This window comes from Pontibacter sp. LHS1 (assembly GCF_058932855.1).
In genome coordinates, this window is sequence record NZ_JBZYWF010000001.1 from 598,473 (window position 1) to 621,755 (window position 23,283).

Here is a 23,283-nt window from a genome sequence, read left to right on the forward strand (position 1 = left end):
TAATGAATTAAAAACTCCTGTGAAAACACATTACGATTACTCCCTCCATGCCCACCGTTTTGCTGTGTGGACAGCCGCCAGAGCCGTTAACAGGGACTTTGCCAGCACAAAACTTGTCCAGGAAGCCATTGAGGAAACAGCATTGTCTGCGAAGCTGGAGCAATTGCGCAGCACTGTCCAGCTGGACGAAGCCACCTTCGACACGTTTCACAAGGAAGCCGTTACAGCTATAGTAGAAAGTCTTAAAGATAAATTAGGAGCTGATGCAGGCAAGGCTACCTATGGCAGAGCAGCCAAGATTGTAGCTATTTATATTAAGACAAGGTTTGTTATCCCTGAACCAGCATGCAGCCTAAGCAAAATAGCTCACCCTCCTATTGACTCTATCCTTCTAAAAAACCTTACAAAAGAGTACAAGGACTTGAAAGTAGCTCAGGTAAGGTGGACTAAGCTTGGTGAAGCGGAATACTTCTCGTTGATTGACTCGCTAAGGAATAGCCTAAACCTGGAGAACTTCTGGGAACTGGAACAGCACTGGCTGCCAAGTTAAAAATATAAGCCCATGATGCCTTCTCTACCTTTCATCATCAGGTGCCATAACTGCGGAAATCAGATGAAAAAGCAGGCGCTTTATTCTGGCAACACCTTCGAAGCTACTTTCTATACTGATGGAAAGTTGGAAGCACCAATGCTGCCTGAGCTCCCGAAAATAACTAAGTGCCCAGCCTGCAAAGAATTGTTCTGGATAGATGAAGCAGAAGAAGTCGGCGAGTACTTCCCTTTGCCTTTTCTTCCCGGTGAAAAAGAAATCTCCTCAGTCCGGTTCCTGTCCATTACAGATTACAATAAAGCACTAAGGGGCAATCGTAGCCGCAATACGGAAGATGAGCTATACCTGAGGACACAGCTTTGGTGGAGATTCAATGATCGTGTACGCCGAGGTAAACCCCTGGTGAACTCATCTCGGGAGGAAACGATATGGAAAACAAACTTGGCCCTGCTGGAGGGTATCTTGGATGATAATAACCCTGAGCAGCGGATCATGAAAGCAGAGGTGCTTCGCCACCTGGGCTTTTTTCTGTTGGCATCGACTAAACTTGAGTTTGTTCGGGATGAACACTATAAGCAGGTTGTGGATATAATAAAGAAAGCTTGTAAACAGCAAAAAACGGAGGTCTTAAAAGTTGGGGATAATTAAGCACAAATACTGCTTTTGTCTGAGTATCAACTTTAAGGAAATAGTAGAAGGAAACATGGGAATAAATGATTTTGCACCCATAAAAAAGGGTGATAGCAACCGCTATACAATGGAAGCAGCGCACTACTTTCAGGAAGGGAATGATCTGCAGTATAATCAGAGGAATTATGCAGCAGCGAGCGAGTCTTACCTGAAGGCGATTCAGTTGAGACCAGATTACATAGAGGCATTGAACAATCACGCCCAGAATCTCAGGCTCAATATTAAGAACTATCAGGAAGCAATTATTTACTATACAAAAGTGATCGTACTTAATCCAAAGCTCGAAGACGCCTTTTTTAGAAGAGGGCTGTGCAAAGGACACTTGGATGATCTTATAGGCCAGATTGATGACTATTCAAAAGTGATAGAACTTGCTCCCACATCTGATAATTTTGTCTCAAGAGCACTTATCAAGAAGAAAGCCAAAGACTACACCGGTGTAGTAGAAGATTGCAGTCAGGCAATTTCCTTAAATAAGAATAACTCATATGCCTATCAATTTAGAGGAGAGTCCAAAGCCAATTTGTCTGACTTTATGGAAGCCATTGCGGATTTAGAAAAAGCCATCGAAATAGAAGAAAGTAAAGCCAAGCGAGATCCAGCATACAAGCCAATGCTATTTGGTGCATTGAAAAGCTGTGCAGAAGCAAAATTCTCAGCAAATGACTTTCAGGGCTCATTGGATGATGCCGCGAAATTAATTTCTCTTTTCCCGAACCACCCTTTGTCCTATGTATTGAGCGCTAGAGCCAAAGAAAAGCTAGGGGATGCAGATGGCTGTAGCAAAGATATGTCAGATTTCAAGCACATAAATGAACAACACGTGAAGAAGTATGGGGTGTCATTTGAAGAATAAAAATGTATCCCAGCTCTCCTTCTCCCCTCCTGGGCTTCACATGTGTTGAGCAAAATTCCTCATGCCTTTGTAAATTGTTGCTATAGTACTTGACAAAAAACAATAATTATAGAATGTTATAGCAATATGAGCAAGAAGATATGTGCAAATAAAAAAGCACTTATATGTTTTACCTTAAAAGTGCTTGACTTTAGAGGGGAGTCGACAATTGTGATGTGTAACCAACTTGTTAAAAAGCCTGAGGCTACATAATCTAAAATCTTAATCTTCAGATTTATGACCCTTTAGCATTCTCTCCAACAGTTCATTTTTTTCCCGCTCAGCTTTCAGCAGCGCATCGTATAGTTCTACGATCTTTTCGATGGGATTGAAAGTACATTGATGTAGCCCGCTATAATTGCTAGATGACCCTTCATAGTTATTTTGAACATTAAACATCGCGCCCTCTTCCGAAAAGTTCTCAATGGCCTCAGATGTCACGCCAAGTGCTTTAGCAATCTTCTCTAGCGTAGGTTTGTCAATCTCCTCGTCTTGCTCGATGCGGGAGATGTTCTGCTGTGTGGTACCCAGTTCACTGGCAAGAGCGGATTGCTTCACGCCCAAAGCCGTGCGCATCCTGCGGACGTGGTCGCCCAGGTGGATCATCGGTCGTTTTCTGGCTGCTGTTTCCATATGATTAATTTACGAAATTCTTACTAAAATACCAATTAATAAGTTCTTGTTTTTCACAAGCAGAAGATTATCTTTTACAAGTGCGCCACCTAGCCATTTAGCGTAATTTAGCTTGTGTCTTTGCTGGTTATATCTTTAGGCTGCTAAACAACCGCTATAAAGATAGGAGGTATTAGGAGCAAATCAAAAACGGGTAAGTCCTGCCTGCTCTCCAGATTCTTTTCAGCTTTCCATGGCTGATAACGGGGAAGCCGGGAGGATGCGGCAGCGCAGTTAACTTCCCGGCTGCTCCACGCACAGCTCAGTTCCAGGGAAACCCAGCTTCATTAGCGTATCATCCGTCACTGTTTCGGTTGCCGCTCCCGCCTTTGTCAGGGGCCTGATGTACACCAGGCTTTTACAGGCGGGGTCGTAGGAGGGCAGGTAGTAGAGGTAGCCCCACTTGTCCAGCTCTCGGATGCAGCGGTGGTAGGTGACGCGGGAACCGATACGCGCCCACGCCATCACCTTCTTCCTATTTACCTGGAAAGCTTCACCGCCTTGGCTTTGGACCAGCAGGGCCATGTAGAGGTTCAGGTGTGGGCGACGCAGGCGCCTGTCCCCTCCCGCTTTCCTGTAAAAGCCCATCATTTGAGCGCTTACTTCCATGACCGCACCTCCTTCCCGTTCAGCAGCCTGGTAATATCTTCCTGGCGGTAGTAGTGGGTGCCCCCGACCTTGACGGAGGGCAGCGTGCCCTCCACCCGCAGCTTCTGCAGCGTGGAGGGGGAGACCTGCAGCATGCGCCGCACATCGGCGGACTTGAGCACTTTTTTCGGTGTTTCAGCCTGCTGCTTTCCGATCATTTTTGCCAGGTCCTCGAGCAGTTGCCGGTGAGCCTGAAGCAGGTCTTGCTTGGTGATGATTTCTACAGCCATCGTCTTATCTTGTATGGTTACAGGTTGAAGATGTCCCCTTTTTTTCCTCCTTTTTCACAAGCTGAACCCAACTTGTGAAAAACAATTTTACCGAGTAGAATACAAGCAAGATGCCATTTCTTCAGTGTTAAAAACCTCTAGATTCACCTGAACCGGGTATTCCTACAGATAAGCAGCCACATCATCAGCTTTCACCTCGCCCCGGCCGAACTTGAGTTATTCTCTGCACCGTGTTCCCAGATTTATCATAAAACAGGAGTAGATGACACGCTACAATCACTAACGCCTCAGAAGCTTGCCCCTCCTGCGGCAGGGAAAACACGTTGCGGTCTGGTGCAGCGAGCGAGCAAGATGTATTTTTGCATGCAAAAAGCCTTCCGCGGGTATCGGGTCCTGAAGAGCTTGCCTCGGAACTCGGCGCTTCTCTTTTTTCAGGTTGGCAAAGGAGCAGCAGGAAATGCAGCCTGCCCAAACTCTGCCCATGAGGCAAACCGTTTCAGGAGACAATTAAAAGGCTGTTGGCATGTGGGAAACGCCTACGGGGTTTTCCCACATGCCAACAGCCTGGCAGTAGTGGTAAAAGCAACTGACCACAAGCAGGGAGAAGAGGCAGGAGTCCGGAAGGAGCGCAGGCCGAAAGCCACCTCAAAGCAAAAGTCCATTGTCATTGTTGATGGCGCAAAGGTAAGCCCCGGGCTACCGGGCGCCCAAAAGACTACGGCATACCCCCCCGAGGCCCGCCCACAAGCCATTTATTCCGTTTCCTTCTGGGCTTGGTTGCCCGGGGCCTGGAGGGGCACCATAATCAATTCCCTCACTTAAAATCAAATGATTATGGAAAAGACCGTTAACACCTCCGCCTTCCACAGAGTAGCCGAAGTGAAGCTCTCCTACCGCAACCGCGTAAAGCCCTCCGAGCGCCCGCAGGTCACCTGCTCTGCTGACTCCTACAGGGTGCTCCAAGAGAGTTGGGACTCAGGAAAGCTTGAGTTTGTCGAACAGTTCAAGGTCCTGCTCTTTAACCGCGCCAACCGGGTGCTGGGGATTTACGAACTCTCCACCGGGGGTGTGGCGGGCACGGTGGCAGACCCCAAACTTGTCTTCGTAGCGGCCCTGAAAGCCTGCGCCTCAGGTATCATCCTCTCCCACAACCACCCCTCGGGCAACCGCAAACCCAGCCAGGCGGACCTCCAGCTCATTAAGAAGATCAAGCAGGGCGGGGAGCTATTGGACATCGCCGTACTGGACCACATCATTCTCACCAGCGAGGGCTACTACTCTTTAGCAGACGAGGGGCTTTTATAGCCCCTCTCCTTTTTTTACTCATCCAAATACGTAGGATTAACTGCCATGGCAGAGCACACTTGCGTGCATTTCGATTGACCTATGGTCTTCCTCTATCGGTAGTATTGATCAGGCTTACGCTTTCCTCTTTTCCCGCAACAGTGAAACTCCCTATCTTTACCTAATAACTTTTATCCCATGATGCAAAGAAAATTATTTAATTTTCACTATAAACGTATACTTAATAAGGGGTGTTTAGTTTCTGCCTATCAGCGAGTAACACTTTAAAAACCCTTCATTGTAATCGTTTGCCTTGAACCAATTTTCTCTTAGTAGTAACAGTAATTATAGAAATAATATTTAAGCGAACTATCCTTTTAAATAAGCTAGTTAGACTTGAAACGCTCATCATAAATGATTTATCGAAGAAAGAGAACTTAGGGCTAACACCCAACAGAAACCATTTACAATTGCTACTAGATGAATTGATAGAGAGTGGTCATGTTCATCTACTTGCTGGGATATCTCCTTGTATTTTTACCATCACATACAGTGGTACACAGAAAGGTAAAAGATTAGCTATAGAATGAAATTTAATGCTCAACATAAAACTTCTCTTTTATCCTTTTTATAGTTGGCTATCCTCTTCCAATTACTTTTCAAGCTATAATGCTTTAAAAAAAGTAGCATCATGATTTCTTAGAAAGAGCATTTATTGTAGCCAATAAGCCTGTACTTAAAAATAATTTGCTCACCACCAGATCCGGTCTCAATAATTTTTGGTCTAAACCAAATAACTAAAACTTTAAGCAATGAATAAAGACAAGCTAAAAACCCTTCAGCATAAAGTAGTCTTGGCTGCTAATGCATACTGGAACGAATATTCTAAATTGAACATGAAACAAGAAAATGTTATTACTTGGGTAAGAAATGATATTACCGGAGAGATGCTGTGTCTCACGAAAGGAGACTATACCAACCGGCTTTCAGGATTTATCGAAAGGCTCCGGTGATGCTCCGGTTTAATGCTTGCTTGGTTAATTAAATAATGATCTTTTTTATAGCTTATGCTTTTACTTGGTCTTGGGGTAGCTACAATAGAGGTGAATAAGATGTTCCAAATTCATAGCTGGGAGTAATCATTTATCCTTAAGAGGTGGTTACTTCATATTGTCGCTTTCTCAATTGCTATACTTTGGACTTCAACTACTACATAAATAGCTGGCTGCTCCAGGTAGGTAGCCATAATCCTGGTGCCGTAGGCTGAAACAGGCACAAAAGCTCTGATCTTAGCTTCCTGTGCTGCTAACTCCTTTAGAAGTGCCTGCGCCTTTAAAGTATTTTTATCAGCGCTCTCTTTATTTATTTCAAATTGCCTTAATGCATCAAAATCCAACTGCTGCTCCTCAGCCTGAGCAGATTCTATAGCCTGTGCTCTCCTACGGACAAGGTAGGTTTCCTGAATCTTATTTCTAAGCTCTAAGATCCGGCTAAGGCAATTGTAAAACTGATCCTGATTCATTGTAAATCTAAATTATATGAGGTAGGGCAATAATTAAACAATAATTCTTGCATTGTTAAAAGCTGAACCCCTTGTATCAATTTTATGCTGGAATTTTCAACACTGATGATTTTCACTTCTGCATCTAACATCAGGTATTGTTCTTCTTCCGAGCCATAATCTTCAAAAAGCACAACATGAAACCTATGCCCTTCCTGTTGGCTGTGGAGTTGGATCGCTCCACCTTGCACTATGCCATCTGTCACTAATTAAACTCATGTTGCATTCATATATGTGTTGAGATAGGTATCATTTTCTGCTATCCGTTGTGTTATAATCAAAAAGTCCTGGTTGCGCTCAAAAGCAAGAAGTTCCTGTGGACTTGGCACTCTTCCTAGAAGCTCTAATAGGTAAGCTTGACAGCCGCTACTGGTGATTGCATCTATAGGCATAGTTGAAATAGTAAGAGCGGGATGGATAGAGAGCAGAGCACCTCTGTGGCTAATAAGGTCAGTCCATCGTGCCAAGTAAAGATATATTAGTACAACAGGTACCTGGGTAGTAATAGTTTATAAATCTGTTCAATTATTTAAATCTACGCCATCTACATATTAAACTTTAACAGCATATTCTGCTAAATGATGCCCCCACAGACCCCAGTGGTATATTGAAGTTATCAGAGTATTTATATTAAAAGTATATTCGGTTTATCTCCTCCGGTGCACGTATACATATAAGTAAGATAGCAGAAGTGCCCTGGACTTTAATAGTAGCCGGTTAAGACCATCCTACTTGAACAGTGTAAGTGTAGCAGAAAACAATGATAGTAATTTCAATCACAGCTATAGTTGCTGCGCTACAACTTGACTTTAAAAACAATCGCCAATCTCCTTACATAAAGTTGTGATGTAAATGCAGGGCAAGTTCAAAAAAGCAACGATCAGGTTATTTCTGTTCCTATCTGTAATTACTATTTCCCAATAGTAAAGCTGTGAAAAAAGGAAGCTCGGACAATCGTTCGAGCTTTTATTGTAACTAATCATGAGAAGTCTGCAAAATGTAAAAAGTGTGCGGGGTGAAGATATGAATATTTATGATTACTTTAGAACTTAATCATGTATAGCACTGTCATATAAGTATGAAGTTAAGCTACTGTGAATCAACAGCATAATAACTTTAAAATTTGAATGACCGCTATGAAGGCAATAGTTTACAAAACCCTGAACATTAGAATAGAAGAAGTAGCGGCCTTGTCTTTTTATCATCAACTCAGATCTTACATTCGGGTTGAGGACAAGAAGAGCTTTGGTTACTTAATGGAATTAAATTCGACTAAAGTAAAAGATAGTGAGTTGATGGATGCTGTTATTTCTATTATGAAAGGCAAGCACCCGCTGGCGCTGGCTCACTTTATCCTAAATCTGGAACAGTAAGCTATCCCTATCCACTATGCTTAACCTATACTTCAGCAACTGGTTCAACTATAGGTTATTGTAAGACTTGCTTCTGCAGGTAAGCGTTAGGATCATGTTCCATGGCTCCTTCCGGTAGCCATTGCCACCAATAGCCTAGATCTTTTTGGATGATGTTTCTGTAGAACGGAGGCAACTGCTGTGTTTCTCCTTCAAAATACTTCCTGAAGCCCGCATCCTCTACCAGGTTTTTGCGCACCTGTCTAAAGAAACGCAGGCGGCCGTAACCTTCTGATGAGACAGCCCGCATAAAGTTCATCCACTTTGCTGACCGGCTGGGCGAGGCCACAAAACGACGGTAAATCGCTTTTTTAGAGAAAGTATAGGCAGTCAGATCAATCACCTTGTCATAAAAATCCACCCACTCATAGTTCAGTGGTTTTACATTCATGGCCAGGTGGTTGTTCAGGAAGTGAAATGGGAATGGAAGCACCCTGCCTGCGCGCTGGTATTCCAGGTTCAGAGGTGCCGCTTGTCCAAAAGCGCTTAATAAAGAATAACCAGGGAATGCGGCCGGCGAGAGATCCACAAAACGTTTCGTGAGTTCAAAGGGTTCTTCTCCCTCATCACTATCCAGCCCCAGCACAAAGTTTGTCTGCACATACGGAACATATCCAAACATCATGTTGATATGCGCTGAGATGCGCGCTACCTTTTCCTCCCCTACCGAGCGGGATGTTCTTGATTTGTTACCTAGCTCATACCATGATTCTATGCCGGGCAACAAGGCATCAAAGCCATGATGCTGCAACACCTTTAGGTGCTCTTCTGTCAGAATGGAAAGGCTGCTTTCTGCAAAAAAACGGAAGCTCTTTAAAGGAGCAGCAGAAGAGATCGCTTCCATGTTGGCTTCGAAGCGTACACCAAAGTTAGGATCATGCCAGCCTATGGTAGGTTTCTCAAACTTTGTCAACAGGAACTGCAGGTCTTCCTTTATAACATCGAAATTCATGGGCTGGTAGGCTACTGTCGCATCTATACAAAAGGAACAGGTATACGGACAGCCAACACTCCCGATCATGGGCACCATTTTAAGAAAAGGAGCTTTCTTCAGAGTAGGTTCGATAAACTTCCAACGCTCTTTTACCCCCGGCAGGTGTGCCGGCTGCCTCTCAGCGGAAAGGTGTTTGCCTACCGGCTTTTGCGGTACGCAATTCTGCAGCACTTCTTCTATAGTTGCTTTGTGTGTAAAGCCCAGCACATAATCAAAGTACTTCACCGCATCATCCGGGTAGCAGCGGGCGTGCGGCCCACCTAAAACCGTAACTGCACCTGTACTCCGAAAATAATTGCTTAAAGCATAGGCAAGTAACGCTGCCTGGGTAAAGGAACAGATAAAAACTACATCAACACCTTTTGGTAGCTCCTTTTGAAGATTCTCCAGCCCGGTATAGCAGATCAGCTTCACCTCATGGCCTTCCTGCTCGCACCAGGTAGCTACCACCTGCGGCATTATGCTGGCCAGGTTGGCATGCATTACCCTGGCCCACAAGGTACTGGCAGGGCCTTTACTTACCAGATCAATGACGCCAACCTTTAATCTATTCATATGAGAGCGCTAATAGATTTGTTATATAAAACATGTGCATGATTATATATTACGAAAGAAAACAACATACGGACAAATACTAATTTCATAGAAGAATGCAGGAATCAGTATTGAGTTATAAACAGTACAAGACTTATTTAAAATAATAGCTACTTGTACTGACTTTAGATAGTAAGCAGTCAGTTCAATTTGCCAACTATTCCAGGACATGAACAGCCTTCATCTTCTTTACTCAGGGCGAGCAGGAAGTAATATTATATACTTTAAAGGCTTTACGTGACACTCTTAAAACTTATATGGCTTATATTAAAGCATTTACATTTTATTAACTAGTTTACACGTATACTTAAGCAGGATAATAGAATATACCTTTTCCTGCAAAACATGACCTGTAAAACCATTATCATCTCGTTATTAACCAGTTTCTTTTTATTGACAGGAACAGCTATCTACGCCCAGAATGCCCCTACAAAAGAGGAACAGAAACAACCACAGGAATTTGATAAAGAAAAAGCGAAACGAGACGAGCTACGCTTACAAGCAACCAAAGACTTAAAGGCTGAAACAAAAGCAGATGCAAAGCGTGCAAAAGCGAATGCGAATGAAGCCAAACGCATAGATAAGGAAGCTTCTTATGCGGCCAAACAAGCCAAACGTTCAGCTAAAATGGAAACCAAAGCCCAGCGTAACCGCACAGAAGCAGATAACCAGGCAAAGAAAGCAGCCAAGGCAACAAGAAGATCAAATGACAACTAATTCTGCTGAGACGGAAAACAAGCTTAGGGGTAAATGAATAAAGGGACTTTGACAAGTTACATTTCTAACCTTCTGTATTTCTTCCGCATAAAGAATATATTTTTCAACTATAGTAGCAGGTGGCTTAAAATTTTCCATTGAGCTAATGTACTTATATAGGGCAGATTGAAATGGCATCTGAGCATGGTAAGTTTAATCGCCTATGGATTCACGTAATCTTCTGAAAGAGCCAGATTCTTGTAGCTAAAGCTCAACAATTCCACTCTTTGGTCTACCTATTAAAGCCCAAAACCCATTTATTTTAGCAGATAAGTGGGTTTTGGTTTCAAAAAAGAACTTTAAACAGTTGAGCTCTGATGTCAATGGTTATCAAATTCACTTGTGACTGTTTTGCCTACTGCAAGCTCTAAGAAATAATCAGTATTCCTCTTCACTTCACATTGCACCCAGGCTGTAAGGCTGGAAATCACCACTTGTCAAAGGCTAGTATACACATATGCCATAGAATAAATACTTACATAAAATGACTACCTTTAAATAGTATGATTATCCGTACAACTTTTCTAATGGCAGAAGCATCTAAAAAGAACGGTAAAATTGAAAAACTCATCGAGTTAAACGATGAACTCGAGAACTACTTCAACAACACCATCATACCGCAGCTATTTGTAGATGCCAATATGATCCTACGCAAGTTCACACCTGCTGCCATGACACACTTCAAACTTTCAGCCAGCGATGTGGGCAGGCACATAGACGAGGTATCCAACAACATCCGCTTCCCTACCATCATTGACAACATCCACGAGGTGATCGAGAGCAGCCTGAGTTTGGAGAAGGAAATCCAGACTACCGATAAAAAGTGGTTTCAGATGAATATCCTGCCCTACATTATAAAAAAGGAGAATAGGACAAATGGTGTCATCATCACCTTCATCGACATCAACGACCGCATCCAGATCCTGAAAGGGTACGAGAAACTACACAGGGAATATGAGAACATCATCCACTCTATCTCACACGACATTAAAGGACCGCTTTCCAACATGGAAGGCTTGATCAGAATATTGAAAGGAACTCTGAAAAGTGAAAAAGGAAACAAGAAAGCCATAGACATGCTCAGCCAGTCTGTGGACAACCTGCGCAAAACCGTTGATGAGCTTGCTGACATTGATAATGACACAGCCTTTGCAAAGGGGCCGGAGCGTGTGAACTTCGAGAACGTCATCGAGGATGCAAAGCTTGCCCTAAGGGATAAGATAGCGGAGACCAATGCAAAAATCAACGTCCAAATCGGGGAATCCGAAATCAGCTTCTCCCGCAGAAACATCAGAAGCATTATCTACAACCTGCTCTCTAATGCCATCAAGTATAGCAAGCCTGACAGCAAGCCAATAATCACCATATCTACTGAGAAATCTGGGGAATATATACTGCTTAGAGTGAGTGACAATGGTTTGGGTATAGCAGAAGCCAAGCAGCAGTATATCTTTGACCGCTACACCAGACTGCACTATAACGTGGAGGGTACAGGCGTGGGGCTGTTCATTGTTAAAGGAATGGTGGAAGCCATGGGCGGCAGGATTGAAGTAGAAAGTAAGGAAGGCGAAGGAACAACCTTTGCGGTGTTTTTTAAATATCTGCAGCAAGCTACGTGAAAGTCAGCACATTAATTTGTATGCCTATCACCCGCATGCAACTTTGCTTGTCTTAATTCTTGCACCCTTTTGTTCAGCTTCTCCCTTGTTTCAGTGATTTCTGTTTCCCTGTCAGGGTATCTTCTGGTAAAGTACTTTAGGTAGAGCAGGCATTGACAGACCTCACTTGCTCGTAAACTGTTCACGTCCACCTGCCTGATATAGTCATACAAGTTGTTCATATACAATCTTACGACAGAAGAAGACACTAAGAAAACAAATAAACACTGAATCTCTGTCAGGTAACTACTTATTTGCTTGTTACATACATTGATAAAGTAAAGTACTCTCTGCTGCGTAGCAGACTTACGAAAGACCCTGGCACAAGATAATAGGGGTTGCCATTTATAACCAGTAACATCGCTTTGTCCTTTTAAATGCTCTTTTGAAGAAAATTTAAATTGTTGTCTGTTTTACTGACATTGATTATTGAATACTTGCAGCATAACTGATTACTTGTCCATACTCAGTAAGCTTTCCCACTGTCCAGGTTCAGTATAGTATTTTATCACATTGTTTCGCTCCACCAGCAATTGGGTTATATACCTTTTCAGAAAAAGCTTGTCAGCGACCATTCCAAACATACCGAAAGGGGAGGTGTAGTCAAACACATCTCGCATTAGAGTAATGCCATTTCCAGCTTCATGGAAGTGGTCTTCGTGTTTGAAGCGTTTGAACACACCCTCCACCATTTCATCAGCAAAATAGTAGGGTCGTTCATATTCGGTGATTCTGGTCGAAAGGCGCTGCCAGATACCAAAGTGCTTTGCTCTCCATGTTACGGATTCACCGAGACCTATCAATCCTGAGGCAACTCCTGCAATCGCACGCTCACCCGTATGCATGGTTGAGATTATGTGAAGGTCTATGCTTCTGGATAGGTCGAAGCATGCCTCTATTGGTGCGTTGATGGGTGTTTCAAGGTGAATGATGGGCATAGGCTTGGCTCTCTGGGTAAGCGCTGACTTAATTCACGAAAACCTCTTTTACCCTCTCTGAGCGCAGCATGTATGGAATCACGATGATGCCCGCAGCCAACCTGTTCAGGTATACCTTTCGGGAGATACTGGGCGAAGTTGCTTATGATGATGAACCTACCCTTTCTCTAATAAGCCTTAACCCAAATGATCCAACTTATGTGCCCATTCCTGGTTCTGTAGACTTAGGTCAGCTTTGCTTAGTTGGTTTTGGGGCCATTGGAAACGGTTTTCTTTGGGCTCTGTCTCAATTTAAAGGGTGTAAGGGTGAAATCGATTTAGTGGAACCACAAAAGCTGGACTTGTCTAACCTTCAGCGTTATGTACTTACACAGGAGAAGGACGAAGATCGCCCTAAAACAGAGATTGCTAAAGAGGTGTGGGGCCATAAAACCCTTTCGTTAGAAACTTTTCTTTGTGACTGGGTAGGTTATGTTTCCCGCAAAGGAGATTGGCTGTTTGAGAAGGTGGTTGTAGCAGTTGACTCTGCAAAGGATAGGATTGCTATACAGAGTTCTCTGCCAAAACAGATATTCAATGGTTATACCGCTAGTAAGGTTGTTGGAATCTCACGCCATTATGACTTTCTACAGAAACTTTGCTTAGCCTGCGGTTATATCCCCAGTAGTAAAAAGAAAGATAAGTCACAGTAGGTTGCAGATAACCTTGGACTTTCTAACTACGAGAGAGATGTAAGAGGTTACCTGCAGTACAACAGGCCTGTGGATTTAGGTCTTCTTGAACTCATTAGCAAGGAGAACAATGTGTCTATGGAGAAGCTTCAGGAATTTGTGGGGCAACCGATCGCGAATTTTTATTCTAATGTTGTCTGTGGCGGCATCTTGATGAAACTGCGTCAGTCTGAATCTACAATCAGTACTGCTGAAGTACTTTTGGCTTTTCAGTCTGCCCTGCCTGGTATACTGCTTGCCTCTGAGGTTGTGCTGGATGCCTTGGGCCATAGAACTGCGGAGTTTTCTTGTGTTACGCAAATTTATCCTTTGGCACCTATTAAAGCCGCGAGCAATCCTTACAATCATAACCTGGCTAAGGACACATCTGGAAGATGCCTTTGCCGTGATGAGGATTTTAGAGAACAATTTCAACAAAAATGGAATGTGGTAGAATGCGCGTAGCTTTTCTCATCCCCTGCATTTGGCTCAAGCTGCGAAGGTATACACCTTGTAAGTGTAACAACTCTAAGCTTAGTTTAGTATGAGGTTCAATCCTGCAAAATGAATAAGGTAAAGCGACCATGCTTTACCTTATTCATTTCTTGTTGCCAGTAACGTATGTGAGATGAAAGAACAACTAAGGGTGATGTGCATCTCAGCTTTTTCATATTTTCCTGCCTCTACTTCGTTTTAGCTTTGGATTTTCCTTTGCTTGAATCTCCTTAATGTCGCTCAAGTCGCGAGCCCTACCTACTGCCTCTTTATTCTTAATGAAATCGCGCAAGCCGATATAAGCCACCTGCAGCCCGTCTAAGTCCACCTGCTCCTTGTTGCCGTAGGCTTCCCGGAAGCTAACACCGTCAATGGTGTTTAGAATGTCGATGCGCAGGGGAGGATAGCCGATCTGGGTAACATAGCCTTCCTTTAGAAAGTCTTCCCTCTCAAAACCAAGGGATGCCAGTCCAAAATCCTTGAGCACCTTAAGCATGCGCTCTGCATTCTTTTCTGAAACACCAATCCAGATGTCTAGATCACCAGTATGTCGTGGTCGGCCGTGGAAGGCAAGCGCATAGCCGCCTACCACTAAGTAATCCACCTCATGCTTGTTCAACAAACTGATAAACTCCTCGAAATCCTTAGCTAGCACCATGGGAGAGCTTTCTTATGGAAACGGCGGTTTTGTCAAGCCGCTGCCCTGGCTTTATGTATTGGGAGATGATAAAAGTTACTGCCTCCATTCGTTCCCTAGGGGAGCGGCGGAGCCAGTAGAACAGGTCCTCTTGCTCGTCAATCTCTTTCATATAACCCTTTCTTACGACAGCTTGTATCCGCATAGTGTTTAGTTAAAGGTACACAGGGCAAATTGAAACATGCCCTTTACAAATATACTAAATTTACCAGACACTTGTTGTGGCTTAAGAAGTGGTGGGAGACTGTTGTAGGGTTTATGAGGCGCTGATTACAGTATAGATTCAATGTATGACACAACTACCACTTTGGTACATGAATCATAGTATATGTACCACAATGGTACACGTTCTTCACTTCATGTCCCAACTTAGTACACGAGCAGTATACAGCCTGATGGCAAGTGCCGCGAGGCCTGCATTACAAGGAGCATATCCTTTACTGTTTCTTTATCATCACCAACATCTGATTAAAATAACACCCTTTTCCACTTGATCAGACACACCGCATCAACGGTGAAGGAAAGTGCCACTAAGTTTTACCTTTACAGTAAATTTATTGCCTGCTCTCCGTCTGGACAAGCCCCCACCCGTGCCCAGAGGCTGAGGCGGTGCATCTCCAATGAACTAACAAAGTGACCTTATTTCACGCTTTCCTCTTGAGCCTGTCCCGGAGCTGCTGCATGTCATTGATAACCTTCTGGTCCAAGATTTTAGCGTAGTGCTGGGTGGTCTTCAGGTTGCGGTGCCCCAGCATCCGGCTGACCGTCTCGATCGATATCCTGTTGGAGAGGGTGACGATGGTAACGAAGGCGTGGAAGGTGAGCGTCTTGCAGATGCCGCACTCGTCGGTTCCTTGAGGTAGGCGTTCATCTTCTGGTTGCTTAACACCCGCAGTACCCGGTTCTGGTTCAGACACTGCGGGTTTTCGTTATATCTTTCTAGAATGGTCAAACACAATTTGTTTAGGGGATTATAAGCAATTTCATGCGAAACAAACTCAAAGTGCATCTATTCAGTCGCATACTTCCTCTTTGGGGTTAACAGTATTTTATCCAAGATCATTTCTGGATCACTTATAGATCATTTATGGATCATTTATGGATCATTTATGGATCATTTATTCATTATTTCTTTGATTATGATCTATAAAGTATCTAGTACCTTTCAACACACCTTCTGTGTATAGAATTTTGGAATCAACAAGTTCAGCCAACTTCCTTTTTACTTTATTTCTATTTATTTCCGGCCCTATACGCTCATTTATATCTCCGATGGAACTCCCAGGATAAGTTTCCAAATCCATCAAGATAAGTTCCTGAAGCCTGTGCGGCTCAATCTTTTTAAGGTCTGTTTTGCCTTTGAAATCTATTTGTCTAAGCAACTCAGGGTTGACATGATATTCAGTTCCTTTTGTTTTGCCCTTACTATGGATTATCTCGTGCTTCAAGAGCTTCCCCAACCAATAAGCTAACCCATCACTATTTCTCACATTAAGCTTCTTGCTCAGCTCTATAGCTGTCATAGTACCGTGTTGTGCAATCAAACCCAGTGTAATTATCTCCTTTTGATTAAGGCCATAGTCATCATTGGCTCGCGACATAAGCTTAGCCACCTCAGTACTGATGATATTCTTCATAACCGTTACTACTACTCGATCATCCCATTCCTCTACTATTGGCTCGGGCTTACCATGAAGTAGTAACACTTCGTATACCTTGTCATAACCGCTACCTTCCTTCTCCATTAGCATCAAGTCATAGAACACTTTGGCCAGGTGCGTATTGCGGTGAATAGATTTGCTAATGATGTTGGAGGGGGTAACACCTAAAGGAAGCAGCCCAGGTGAATGAATTTCTAGGCGGTCGTGGTAAAGATTAATGAAAATATCACCACGCATAGTATAAACCCGGTGTACTAAAGCATTTGCTATCAGCTCTCTGATCACTACCTGATTATAGTTGGGAATAGTCCTCCGGAATATTCCATCGGCAATCTCTATTGATTCTCCCCAATCAGGTATACCTGTAATTATTTCATTAAGAAGTTCCTTCGGGTTAAGCGTGTAATCGTCCCAAACTCGCTTGTTCACTTTAACACCGTTTTCATCATATTTAATGAACTGCACAGCAGGCGAATAGTGCATTAAGGCTCTGTCTTTGCGCTGGCCTATCCAAAGCACACCTAAATTTGTCAGGTAATCACCGCTAGTGAAGAAGTAGTACTCTAACATCTCATCCTGAGACATTTCCTTAACGAAGCCGCTTACACGCTCCGAATTCCGCACATCACTTAAAAAATTACCTAGCTTAGCACCATCAGCTTGGCTTATGTATACTTTTCTTGCCACCTTTTCCTCCCATACAAACGCTTGCTTTTCAGCAGCCACACGAATCATTTCATCAGGCATCAAAGGTTTACACTCATCGGCTATACGCATATAGTATTTACCATCGGACGTGGAGGCAATAGTCTGAGTACTTCTGTATATTTTAACCTCGATAAACTCTCCACCATTAGGTGCATTCTGTATGGTCGCACTAATACCTACATTTATGGTTCGCTGGGGAATTACCTGGTTGATTTTCTCTACAATAGATTTTTTGATCCTTTGATCAGCAGGAGGCATATCGGAGTCGTCTTCGACTCCGATATATATCGTCCCACCTTTGCCATTGGCAAAACAAACACAATCCTTCGCCAGCTCAGCCCAATCTGTAGTATTACCCTGCACCAACCTCAGCGATTTTTTATCGAATTCACTATCTTCTAACATAACGATTTAGTCTCTTTTACTTTTACCCATACTGGTGGGCTGATGACGGTAGACACTCCCCTTACCATGGCATCGGGTTACTGCGGAAATACGTAGCGCACCCCAAAGACAAGGAATTCGAGTAATGCTTGGCGCATCACTTTCTGCTTTGGCTTGCCAAAGCCCTGCCACGTAGAACTTGTGGATGGATTCTAACACCTCCGACGCACTGATGCCAAACTCATGGGTCAAATCCTTCATCATCCAGGGCGCATCACCTCTCACCGTGATGGCAAGCAGTATGACTATGTCTTACGGCCGCATGCCACCGTGTTTTCTCATGATATTTAATTCTCAATTCGCGAATTGCAAATCAAGAGCCACAGCTGAAAGTAAGAATTTTATAGTCGGGCTGGTTGCTAAAACGGTACCTTCTGTCAACTAAAGCTTCAGTTTCTCCCGGAGCCGTTGCATATCGTCGCTCACCTTCTGGTCCAGGATCTTGGCGTAGTGCTGGGTGGTCTTCAGGTTGCGGTGCCCCAGCATCCGGCTCACCGTCTCGATGGGCACGCCGTTGCTCAGGGTGACGGTGGTAGCGAAGGTGTGGCGGGCAATGTGGAAGGTGAGTGTCTTGCGGATGCCGCACACATCGGCGATCTCTTTGAGGTAGGCGTTCATCTTCTGGTTGCTCAGCACCGGCAGAACCTTGTCCTGGTAGAGACACTGGGGATGGTCTGAGTATTTCTCAAGAATCGCCAGGGCCGCTGGCAGGAGCGGAATCCGGGAGGGCGTCTCGGTCTTCTGCCGCTTGGTGAAGATCCACCGCTCCCCGTCCATGCCCTCCCCGATCTCCGAGCGTTTGAGCTGCTGCACGTCCACGTAGGCAAGGCCGGTGTAGCAGCTGAAGAGGAACACGTCCCGCACCTGGCCCAGCCTGTCTGTGACGAACTCCTTTTCCGCCATGCGCTGCAGCTCGTCCTCGGTAAGACACTCACGCACCACCTCCCGCTTGCTCATCTTGAAGCCCAAAAAAGGGTCGCGCTCCAGCCAGCCGTTTTTGAGGCACAGGTGGATGACCTTCTTGAAGTTGGCCAGGTATTTCATGGTGGTGTTATGGGCGCAGTTGCGCACCGTCTTGAACCAGAATTCGTAGTCGGTGATGAAGCCGTAGGAGAGCTTCTTCACGTCGATATCCTCCACACTGTACTTCCACCGGATAAAGTCCCGCGTGTGCTGCAGGGAGGTCGTGTAGCGTTCCAGGGTGCCCGGGGCGTAGTCCTTGCCCACCAGCTGCGCCATCCGCTCGTTGTGCATCTGGAATACTTCCAGCAGCATGACCGGCTTCTCCTCCACTCCCATCCACTTCTCCTTGAACGCCTCCACTGTCACGGGCCTACCTTCCTCGAGCAGTTCCCGGTGGTGGCCATAGGCCTTAGCCCGCAGCGTGTCCAGGTAGGCGTTCACGCTCCGGGCCTCGGCCGAGCTGCCCTTCACTTTGCCCGCCTCCGCGGACCAGCGTTCGGCCGAGACGTAGCGGTGGGTGCTCAGCTCCAGGCGTCTTCCCTGCAGCGTGACGCGCAGGTAAATCGGCACAAGGTTGTCCTTGGTGGTCTTGGCTTTCCTGCCGTAGAACAGGATACTGATTTTGGTGTTCATACAACTCCTCCTTTTATGGTTAAAATTAACATTCAAACCAAGGCTTCACAAGATGTAAAACAACTGTACATCTTCCTTACAGCCAACTAGTTGCACATCAATTCGGGTACCCGGAGTCGGAATAGTTTCGGGTACCCGAATTGGCTGCCTCAAAAAGGAGAGAATATGTAAAATTCAGGAGGGGCTAAAAACAAAAAAGCCCTTAAATCGCTGATTTAAGGGCTTTTTAAGCTATTTGATAAGCTATTCTGCAGAGAGTGAGGGATTCGAACCCCCGGACCTGTTACAGTCAACGGTTTTCAAGACCGCCGCGTTCGACCACTCCGCCAACTCTCTGTAATTGAATCGAGCACAAAAGTATAGCGCTGCGGTGAATTTTCAAAGCTATACGCAATTATTTTTCGCTGGTTTGGGCATTTCAGGTATAAGCAACTGATTTTGAAGCTGTAAATTTTCACTGATTTTGGCTTGTACCTTGCTTTGAGTAATGCCCTACTCCGCCTGTACCAGTTAAGCTGCTGCCGAAGTGGCTTTCTCAGCAGTTTGGGCTGTCTTCCGGGTAAGCCGTTTGGTCACCGTATCAATGCTCACGTTGATCTCAAAACCGAGGATCAGGATCATAGACACAAAATCAAGCCAGATCATTAAACCAATGAGGGCCCCGATGGAGCCGTAAAATTTGTTGTAGGTATCAAAAGCGCTGATGTAGAGCGAGAAGATCATCGACACCACAAAAATCAGGATAGTGGCAACCACTGCACCAGCCGAGAAGAAAGGCCACTTGTCCTGTATGGCAGGTACGTAGTAGTAGATAAGTGAGGTTGCCAGCAGGAAGAGCAGTATGATCGCCACGTACTTCAGCATCACGATCAGGGTATAAGTATAGCTCTCTGTCACAACCTCGTAAAAGACCAACACATCTAAGATCCACTGCCCAAAGAAGATCGCCGCCACTGCCAGAAACAGAATAGATGAAAGCGCTACAGTAAGCACCGTAGCAATCACCCGCTTTTTCAGGTATGGCCGCTTATAGAAGGTATGATATTTCTTGTCGAAGGCATCCATCAGCGACATGATACCATTGGTGGACAGAATCAGGGCAAAGAGAAAACCGAAAGAGAGTAGTCCCCCCCGTGGCTTATTTACAATGTCGTCGATGGTGCCATAGGCGACGGTATACATCTCTTCAGGCAGGAAATCGGCCAGGAAGTTAAGGATGCTCTCGCCCAAGTCCAGCGACAAAATGCTGGGCATGTAAGGTATGAGCGTGAACAAAAAAATGATGGTCGGAAAGATGGCCAGCGTAAAGTTAAAGGCCATGTATGAGGCACGCTTGGTAATGGAATCCAGTCTAAGTTCGCCCAGCAACACATCGGCCACATCGTATACCGAAGATTGGCCATTGTTAAAGCGCCATCTCTTCAGGAACACGATGAATTTGCGATACGCTCTGCGGCGCTTCAGATATTGCTGGTTCAGCCTCATTCGCTATAGTATCCGTCCAACTTCTGGTGTATCAGCGCAGGTATAGCTGTCGGGCGCCCTGACTTCATGTCAACAAACACCATGGTGGTCTCGCCCACATTCAGTAGTGTCTGTTCCTCGTTATACACCTCGTACTCAAACTTTATACGCGAGCCATGCGGCTTGTGCTTAAGAAAGAGCTTGATCGTGAGCAGATCGTCGTACTTGGCTGGGCGGATATACTTGCACTTGAGCTCCAGCACGGGCATCATGGTACCAGTCGCTTCCATCTCCTTGTAGTGTATACCTAACCTTCTGAATACCTCCGTACGGGCCACTTCGTAGTAGGCAGCGTAGTTGCCATAATAAACATAGCCCATCTGGTCGGTTTCGGCGTAACGTACGCGTATCTGTACCTCTGATTCGAACATGTTGATTGTTAATTGTTGGTTGTTGATTGTTAATTGCCCGTGAATTATTGTGAAGTGTATAGCGTGCCCCGCTAGCTTGAGTTTCAGCAATGCTATACCTGCTCAAGTTTAGCAAACAACAATCAGCAATTAACAATCAGCAATTATTTCAAAATATTCCGCTGCGTCAGTGCTCTTTGATAGCGGCGGGCGTTGGCGATGTGCTCGGCATGCGTCACAGCAAAGCTATGATAGCCTGAGAAATCTTCTTTGGCGCAGAAGTAGATGTATTTATGCTGTTCCGGGTTTAGCACCGCGTCGATGCTGGAGATATCCGGCACATTGATAGGCCCTGGAGGCAAGCCGGCATAACGGTACGTATTGTAAGGCGAGTCGTGCTGCAGGTGCACGTTGAGCACGCGGCGAATCGTGAAGTCACGCACGGCATATACCACGGTTGGGTCAGCCTCGAGCTTCATGCCCTTCTGCAGGCGGTTCAGGTATACGCCGGCCACACGCGGCTTCTCATCGTTCTTGATGGTCTCTGCCTGCACGATCGAAGCCAATGTAGAAACTTCTTTTGGAGAGAGCCCCATCTGCTCGGCCTTGGCCCTGCGCTCAGCGGTCCAGAAGCGGTCGTACTCGGTCTTCATGCGCTGCATGAGTTCCGGTGCCGTGATGGTCCAGTATACCTCGTAAGTGTTGGGGATGAACATGCTCACCACTGTGGTTGTGTCGAAACCCAGCGTTTGCAAGTACTCCTGGTCATTGAGCAGGCTGTCTATTTCTGTGGCGGATGGCTCTACTGCAGCGGCCAGTTTCTCGGCCAGCTGACTACGCAGGCGGATGTTGTTGAAAGTGAGTTTTAGCGGGGACTGCTCTCCCAGCCGCAATACACCGATGAGCTGCCGGTTACCCCAGCCGTCCTCAATCTTATACCTGCCCGGCTTCACCAGTTCGTCATAGTCCATGAGCTTAGCCATGAAGCGCAGCGACAGGCGGTCGATGATCACACCGGTAGCCTCTACCGAGTCGAGGGCTTGTTTGTAATCAGCGCCGGTCGGGATGTATACATAGGTGTCTTGCCCTTTGGTGTCTACGTTGGCGGTATACACAATCTGGTAGGCATAGTAGGAAAAGCTCACAAACAGGAACAGCACCAGCACAATGATGCCGGGTATCCACATGCTTTTCTCTTTCTTGACGCGTCTGCGTGGAGTGACTTCGTTAGCCATAATGTAATTAAAAGTCCCGGATAAGGATGTTAGGTTCCGGGCCCGTTTAGTTTAGGCTACAAAAATAACACTAATCTTGCTTATCTGACTAATTTTGAGCCGGCATCTGTCCTAAAGTCTCTATTTACCAACCTCAAGGGCTATACCTGCAACGCAGACGGCTTTTATGCAGTATGCCTTACTTAATGCACTAACAAGCAAAATAAAACTATGGCCAACGCTGTTTTCCTCCAGATACACCCGGATAATCCACAGCCAAAAAAGATACTGGAAGCCGTCGAGATACTGCGCAACGGCGGCATCATCATCTACCCCACCGACACCATCTACGGACTCGGCTGCGACATCCACAACACAAGAGCGGTGGAGCGTGTCTGCCAACTGAAAGGAATAAAGCCAGACAAGGCAAACCTCTCCTTCATCTGCTCTGATCTGACGCACATCTCCGACTACGCCAAAATCGACACGCCTACTTACAAGGTAATGAAAAAGGCACTGCCCGGTCCCTTCACCTTCGTGCTCGACGCCAGCAGCCGTGTGCCGCGCTACGCCGGCAGCAAAAAGAAAACAGTCGGTATACGTGTGCCAGACAACAAAATAGCCCTGGCGCTGGTGCAGGAGCTCGGCAACCCGATTCTCTCCACCTCCATCCGCGACGAAGACGAAGTGATCGAGTACAGCACAGACCCGGAACTGATCTATGAAAAATACCGCAACCTGGTAGACGCCGTAATTGACGGTGGCCCCGGCAACAACGTAGCCTCTACCGTGGTAGATGCTGCCAACAATTTTGAAGTGCTTCGGGAAGGCGCAGGGGATATTGAGGAATTTCTTTAAGTTGGGGAGTTTGAGAATTTAGGAGTTTAAGAGTTTGGAACGCAAGATTTAAGAGGTATTAGGAATTGGCCCTAAAGGTCTGAATCCATGATAGACAGGTGAATAGGAAAATCGGTTCTCTCAAAATTCACACTTCCTAAACTC

The 23,283-nt window shown here is 45.3% G+C and carries 26 protein-coding genes and 1 tRNA gene; 12 read left to right on the forward strand and 15 right to left on the reverse strand.

Going from position 1 to position 23,283, the window contains the following annotated elements; all coding sequences use genetic code 11:
• Positions 1-19 precede the first annotated feature (19 nt).
• The 3 genes from AC5FXQ_RS02580 to AC5FXQ_RS02590 all read left to right on the forward strand — a co-directional run bounded on the left by AC5FXQ_RS02580 (position 20) and on the right by AC5FXQ_RS02590 (position 2,096).
• Positions 20-550, forward strand: a complete 531-nt coding sequence (locus tag AC5FXQ_RS02580; RefSeq protein WP_493600935.1) for a hypothetical protein — start codon at positions 20-22, stop codon at positions 548-550.
• A gap of 63 nt (positions 551-613) precedes the next feature.
• A complete protein-coding gene (locus AC5FXQ_RS02585) occupies positions 614-1,198 on the forward strand; it encodes a hypothetical protein (RefSeq protein WP_493600936.1) in 585 nt (194 codons plus the stop codon).
• A 55-nt stretch (positions 1,199-1,253) separates the two neighbouring features.
• Positions 1,254-2,096: a tetratricopeptide repeat protein gene (locus AC5FXQ_RS02590; RefSeq protein WP_493600937.1), complete on the forward strand. Its 843-nt coding sequence runs from the start codon at positions 1,254-1,256 to the stop codon at positions 2,094-2,096.
• 261 nt (positions 2,097-2,357) lie between these two features.
• On the opposite strand, the gene AC5FXQ_RS02595 is transcribed toward AC5FXQ_RS02590, so the two are convergent.
• From AC5FXQ_RS02595 to AC5FXQ_RS02605, 3 genes are all read right to left on the reverse strand, one after another.
• Positions 2,358-2,768, reverse strand: a complete 411-nt coding sequence (locus AC5FXQ_RS02595) for a helix-turn-helix domain-containing protein (protein ID WP_493600938.1) — start codon at positions 2,766-2,768, stop codon at positions 2,358-2,360.
• Between the two features lie 273 nt (positions 2,769-3,041).
• Positions 3,042-3,416: a hypothetical protein gene (locus tag AC5FXQ_RS02600; RefSeq protein ID WP_493600939.1), complete on the reverse strand. Its 375-nt coding sequence runs from the start codon at positions 3,414-3,416 to the stop codon at positions 3,042-3,044.
• Positions 3,407-3,685 (reverse strand): helix-turn-helix domain-containing protein, encoded by a 279-nt coding sequence (locus AC5FXQ_RS02605; protein ID WP_493600940.1) that lies wholly within the window; start codon positions 3,683-3,685, stop codon positions 3,407-3,409. The genes AC5FXQ_RS02600 and AC5FXQ_RS02605 overlap by 10 nt, the downstream gene beginning before the upstream one ends.
• Before the next feature lie 525 nt (positions 3,686-4,210).
• Here AC5FXQ_RS02605 and AC5FXQ_RS02610 point away from each other — a divergent pair.
• The 3 genes from AC5FXQ_RS02610 to AC5FXQ_RS02620 all read left to right on the forward strand — a co-directional run bounded on the left by AC5FXQ_RS02610 (position 4,211) and on the right by AC5FXQ_RS02620 (position 5,982).
• Positions 4,211-4,507, forward strand: coding sequence for a hypothetical protein (locus tag AC5FXQ_RS02610; RefSeq protein ID WP_493600941.1), 297 nt, complete (start codon positions 4,211-4,213; stop codon positions 4,505-4,507).
• Positions 4,508-4,519: 12 nt separating this feature from the next.
• A complete protein-coding gene (locus AC5FXQ_RS02615; protein ID WP_493600942.1) occupies positions 4,520-4,990 on the forward strand; it encodes a JAB domain-containing protein in 471 nt (156 codons plus the stop codon).
• Between the two features lie 791 nt (positions 4,991-5,781).
• Positions 5,782-5,982, forward strand: coding sequence for a hypothetical protein (locus AC5FXQ_RS02620; protein ID WP_493600943.1), 201 nt, complete (start codon positions 5,782-5,784; stop codon positions 5,980-5,982).
• Between the two features lie 152 nt (positions 5,983-6,134).
• On the opposite strand, the gene AC5FXQ_RS02625 is transcribed toward AC5FXQ_RS02620, so the two are convergent.
• Together AC5FXQ_RS02625 and AC5FXQ_RS02630 are read right to left on the reverse strand one after the other, a co-directional pair.
• Positions 6,135-6,491, reverse strand: a complete 357-nt coding sequence (locus tag AC5FXQ_RS02625) for a hypothetical protein (protein WP_493600944.1) — start codon at positions 6,489-6,491, stop codon at positions 6,135-6,137.
• Positions 6,488-6,736: a hypothetical protein gene (locus AC5FXQ_RS02630; RefSeq protein ID WP_493600945.1), complete on the reverse strand. Its 249-nt coding sequence runs from the start codon at positions 6,734-6,736 to the stop codon at positions 6,488-6,490. The genes AC5FXQ_RS02625 and AC5FXQ_RS02630 overlap by 4 nt, the downstream gene beginning before the upstream one ends.
• Before the next feature lie 930 nt (positions 6,737-7,666).
• Here AC5FXQ_RS02630 and AC5FXQ_RS02635 point away from each other — a divergent pair.
• Complete coding sequence (locus AC5FXQ_RS02635; RefSeq protein WP_493600946.1) at positions 7,667-7,903, forward strand: hypothetical protein; 237 nt, start codon at positions 7,667-7,669, stop codon at positions 7,901-7,903.
• Positions 7,904-7,958: 55 nt separating this feature from the next.
• On the opposite strand, the gene AC5FXQ_RS02640 is transcribed toward AC5FXQ_RS02635, so the two are convergent.
• Entirely contained in the window at positions 7,959-9,491 is a 1,533-nt protein-coding gene (locus tag AC5FXQ_RS02640; protein WP_493600947.1) for a B12-binding domain-containing radical SAM protein, read from the reverse strand.
• Between the two features lie 384 nt (positions 9,492-9,875).
• On the opposite strand from AC5FXQ_RS02640, the gene AC5FXQ_RS02645 reads away from it, so the two are divergent.
• Together AC5FXQ_RS02645 and AC5FXQ_RS02650 are read left to right on the forward strand one after the other, a co-directional pair.
• Positions 9,876-10,247 (forward strand): hypothetical protein, encoded by a 372-nt coding sequence (locus tag AC5FXQ_RS02645; RefSeq protein WP_493600948.1) that lies wholly within the window; start codon positions 9,876-9,878, stop codon positions 10,245-10,247.
• 566 nt (positions 10,248-10,813) lie between these two features.
• The gene (locus AC5FXQ_RS02650) at positions 10,814-11,905 is read left to right on the forward strand and encodes a sensor histidine kinase (protein WP_493600949.1); all 1,092 of its coding nucleotides are present in this window, start codon (positions 10,814-10,816) and stop codon (positions 11,903-11,905) included.
• A 491-nt stretch (positions 11,906-12,396) separates the two neighbouring features.
• On the opposite strand, the gene AC5FXQ_RS02655 is transcribed toward AC5FXQ_RS02650, so the two are convergent.
• Positions 12,397-12,882, reverse strand: coding sequence for an SRPBCC family protein (locus AC5FXQ_RS02655; protein WP_493600950.1), 486 nt, complete (start codon positions 12,880-12,882; stop codon positions 12,397-12,399).
• A gap of 68 nt (positions 12,883-12,950) precedes the next feature.
• On the opposite strand from AC5FXQ_RS02655, the gene AC5FXQ_RS02660 reads away from it, so the two are divergent.
• Positions 12,951-13,574, forward strand: a complete 624-nt coding sequence (locus AC5FXQ_RS02660; protein ID WP_493600951.1) for a ubiquitin-activating E1 family protein — start codon at positions 12,951-12,953, stop codon at positions 13,572-13,574.
• Between the two features lie 69 nt (positions 13,575-13,643).
• The gene (locus AC5FXQ_RS02665) at positions 13,644-14,057 is read left to right on the forward strand and encodes a hypothetical protein (protein ID WP_493600952.1); all 414 of its coding nucleotides are present in this window, start codon (positions 13,644-13,646) and stop codon (positions 14,055-14,057) included.
• A gap of 202 nt (positions 14,058-14,259) precedes the next feature.
• Here AC5FXQ_RS02665 and AC5FXQ_RS02670 read toward each other — a convergent pair whose 3' ends face one another.
• The 8 genes from AC5FXQ_RS02670 to mltG form a co-directional block, all read right to left on the reverse strand.
• Positions 14,260-14,745, reverse strand: coding sequence for a nucleotidyltransferase (locus AC5FXQ_RS02670; RefSeq protein WP_493600953.1), 486 nt, complete (start codon positions 14,743-14,745; stop codon positions 14,260-14,262).
• A 683-nt stretch (positions 14,746-15,428) separates the two neighbouring features.
• Positions 15,429-15,701, reverse strand: a complete 273-nt coding sequence (locus AC5FXQ_RS02675) for a hypothetical protein (protein WP_493600954.1) — start codon at positions 15,699-15,701, stop codon at positions 15,429-15,431.
• Between the two features lie 201 nt (positions 15,702-15,902).
• Positions 15,903-17,558, reverse strand: a complete 1,656-nt coding sequence (locus AC5FXQ_RS02680) for an ATP-binding protein (protein ID WP_493600955.1) — start codon at positions 17,556-17,558, stop codon at positions 15,903-15,905.
• A gap of 420 nt (positions 17,559-17,978) precedes the next feature.
• On the reverse strand, positions 17,979-19,229 hold the full coding sequence (locus AC5FXQ_RS02685) for a site-specific integrase (protein WP_493600956.1): 1,251 nt from the start codon (positions 19,227-19,229) through the stop codon (positions 17,979-17,981).
• A 215-nt stretch (positions 19,230-19,444) separates the two neighbouring features.
• Positions 19,445-19,529: transfer RNA gene (locus AC5FXQ_RS02690), tRNA-Ser, on the reverse strand.
• A 174-nt stretch (positions 19,530-19,703) separates the two neighbouring features.
• The gene (locus tag AC5FXQ_RS02695; RefSeq protein WP_076422731.1) at positions 19,704-20,678 is read right to left on the reverse strand and encodes a YihY/virulence factor BrkB family protein; all 975 of its coding nucleotides are present in this window, start codon (positions 20,676-20,678) and stop codon (positions 19,704-19,706) included.
• Complete coding sequence (locus AC5FXQ_RS02700; protein WP_007653357.1) at positions 20,675-21,088, reverse strand: acyl-CoA thioesterase; 414 nt, start codon at positions 21,086-21,088, stop codon at positions 20,675-20,677. Before AC5FXQ_RS02700 ends, AC5FXQ_RS02695 begins: the two co-directional genes overlap by 4 nt.
• Before the next feature lie 143 nt (positions 21,089-21,231).
• The gene (gene mltG / locus AC5FXQ_RS02705) at positions 21,232-22,302 is read right to left on the reverse strand and encodes an endolytic transglycosylase MltG (RefSeq protein ID WP_493600957.1); all 1,071 of its coding nucleotides are present in this window, start codon (positions 22,300-22,302) and stop codon (positions 21,232-21,234) included.
• Between the two features lie 210 nt (positions 22,303-22,512).
• Here mltG and AC5FXQ_RS02710 point away from each other — a divergent pair, with 210 nt between their 5' ends.
• Positions 22,513-23,139 (forward strand): L-threonylcarbamoyladenylate synthase, encoded by a 627-nt coding sequence (locus tag AC5FXQ_RS02710; RefSeq protein ID WP_493600958.1) that lies wholly within the window; start codon positions 22,513-22,515, stop codon positions 23,137-23,139.
• Positions 23,140-23,283: the final 144 nt, after the last annotated feature.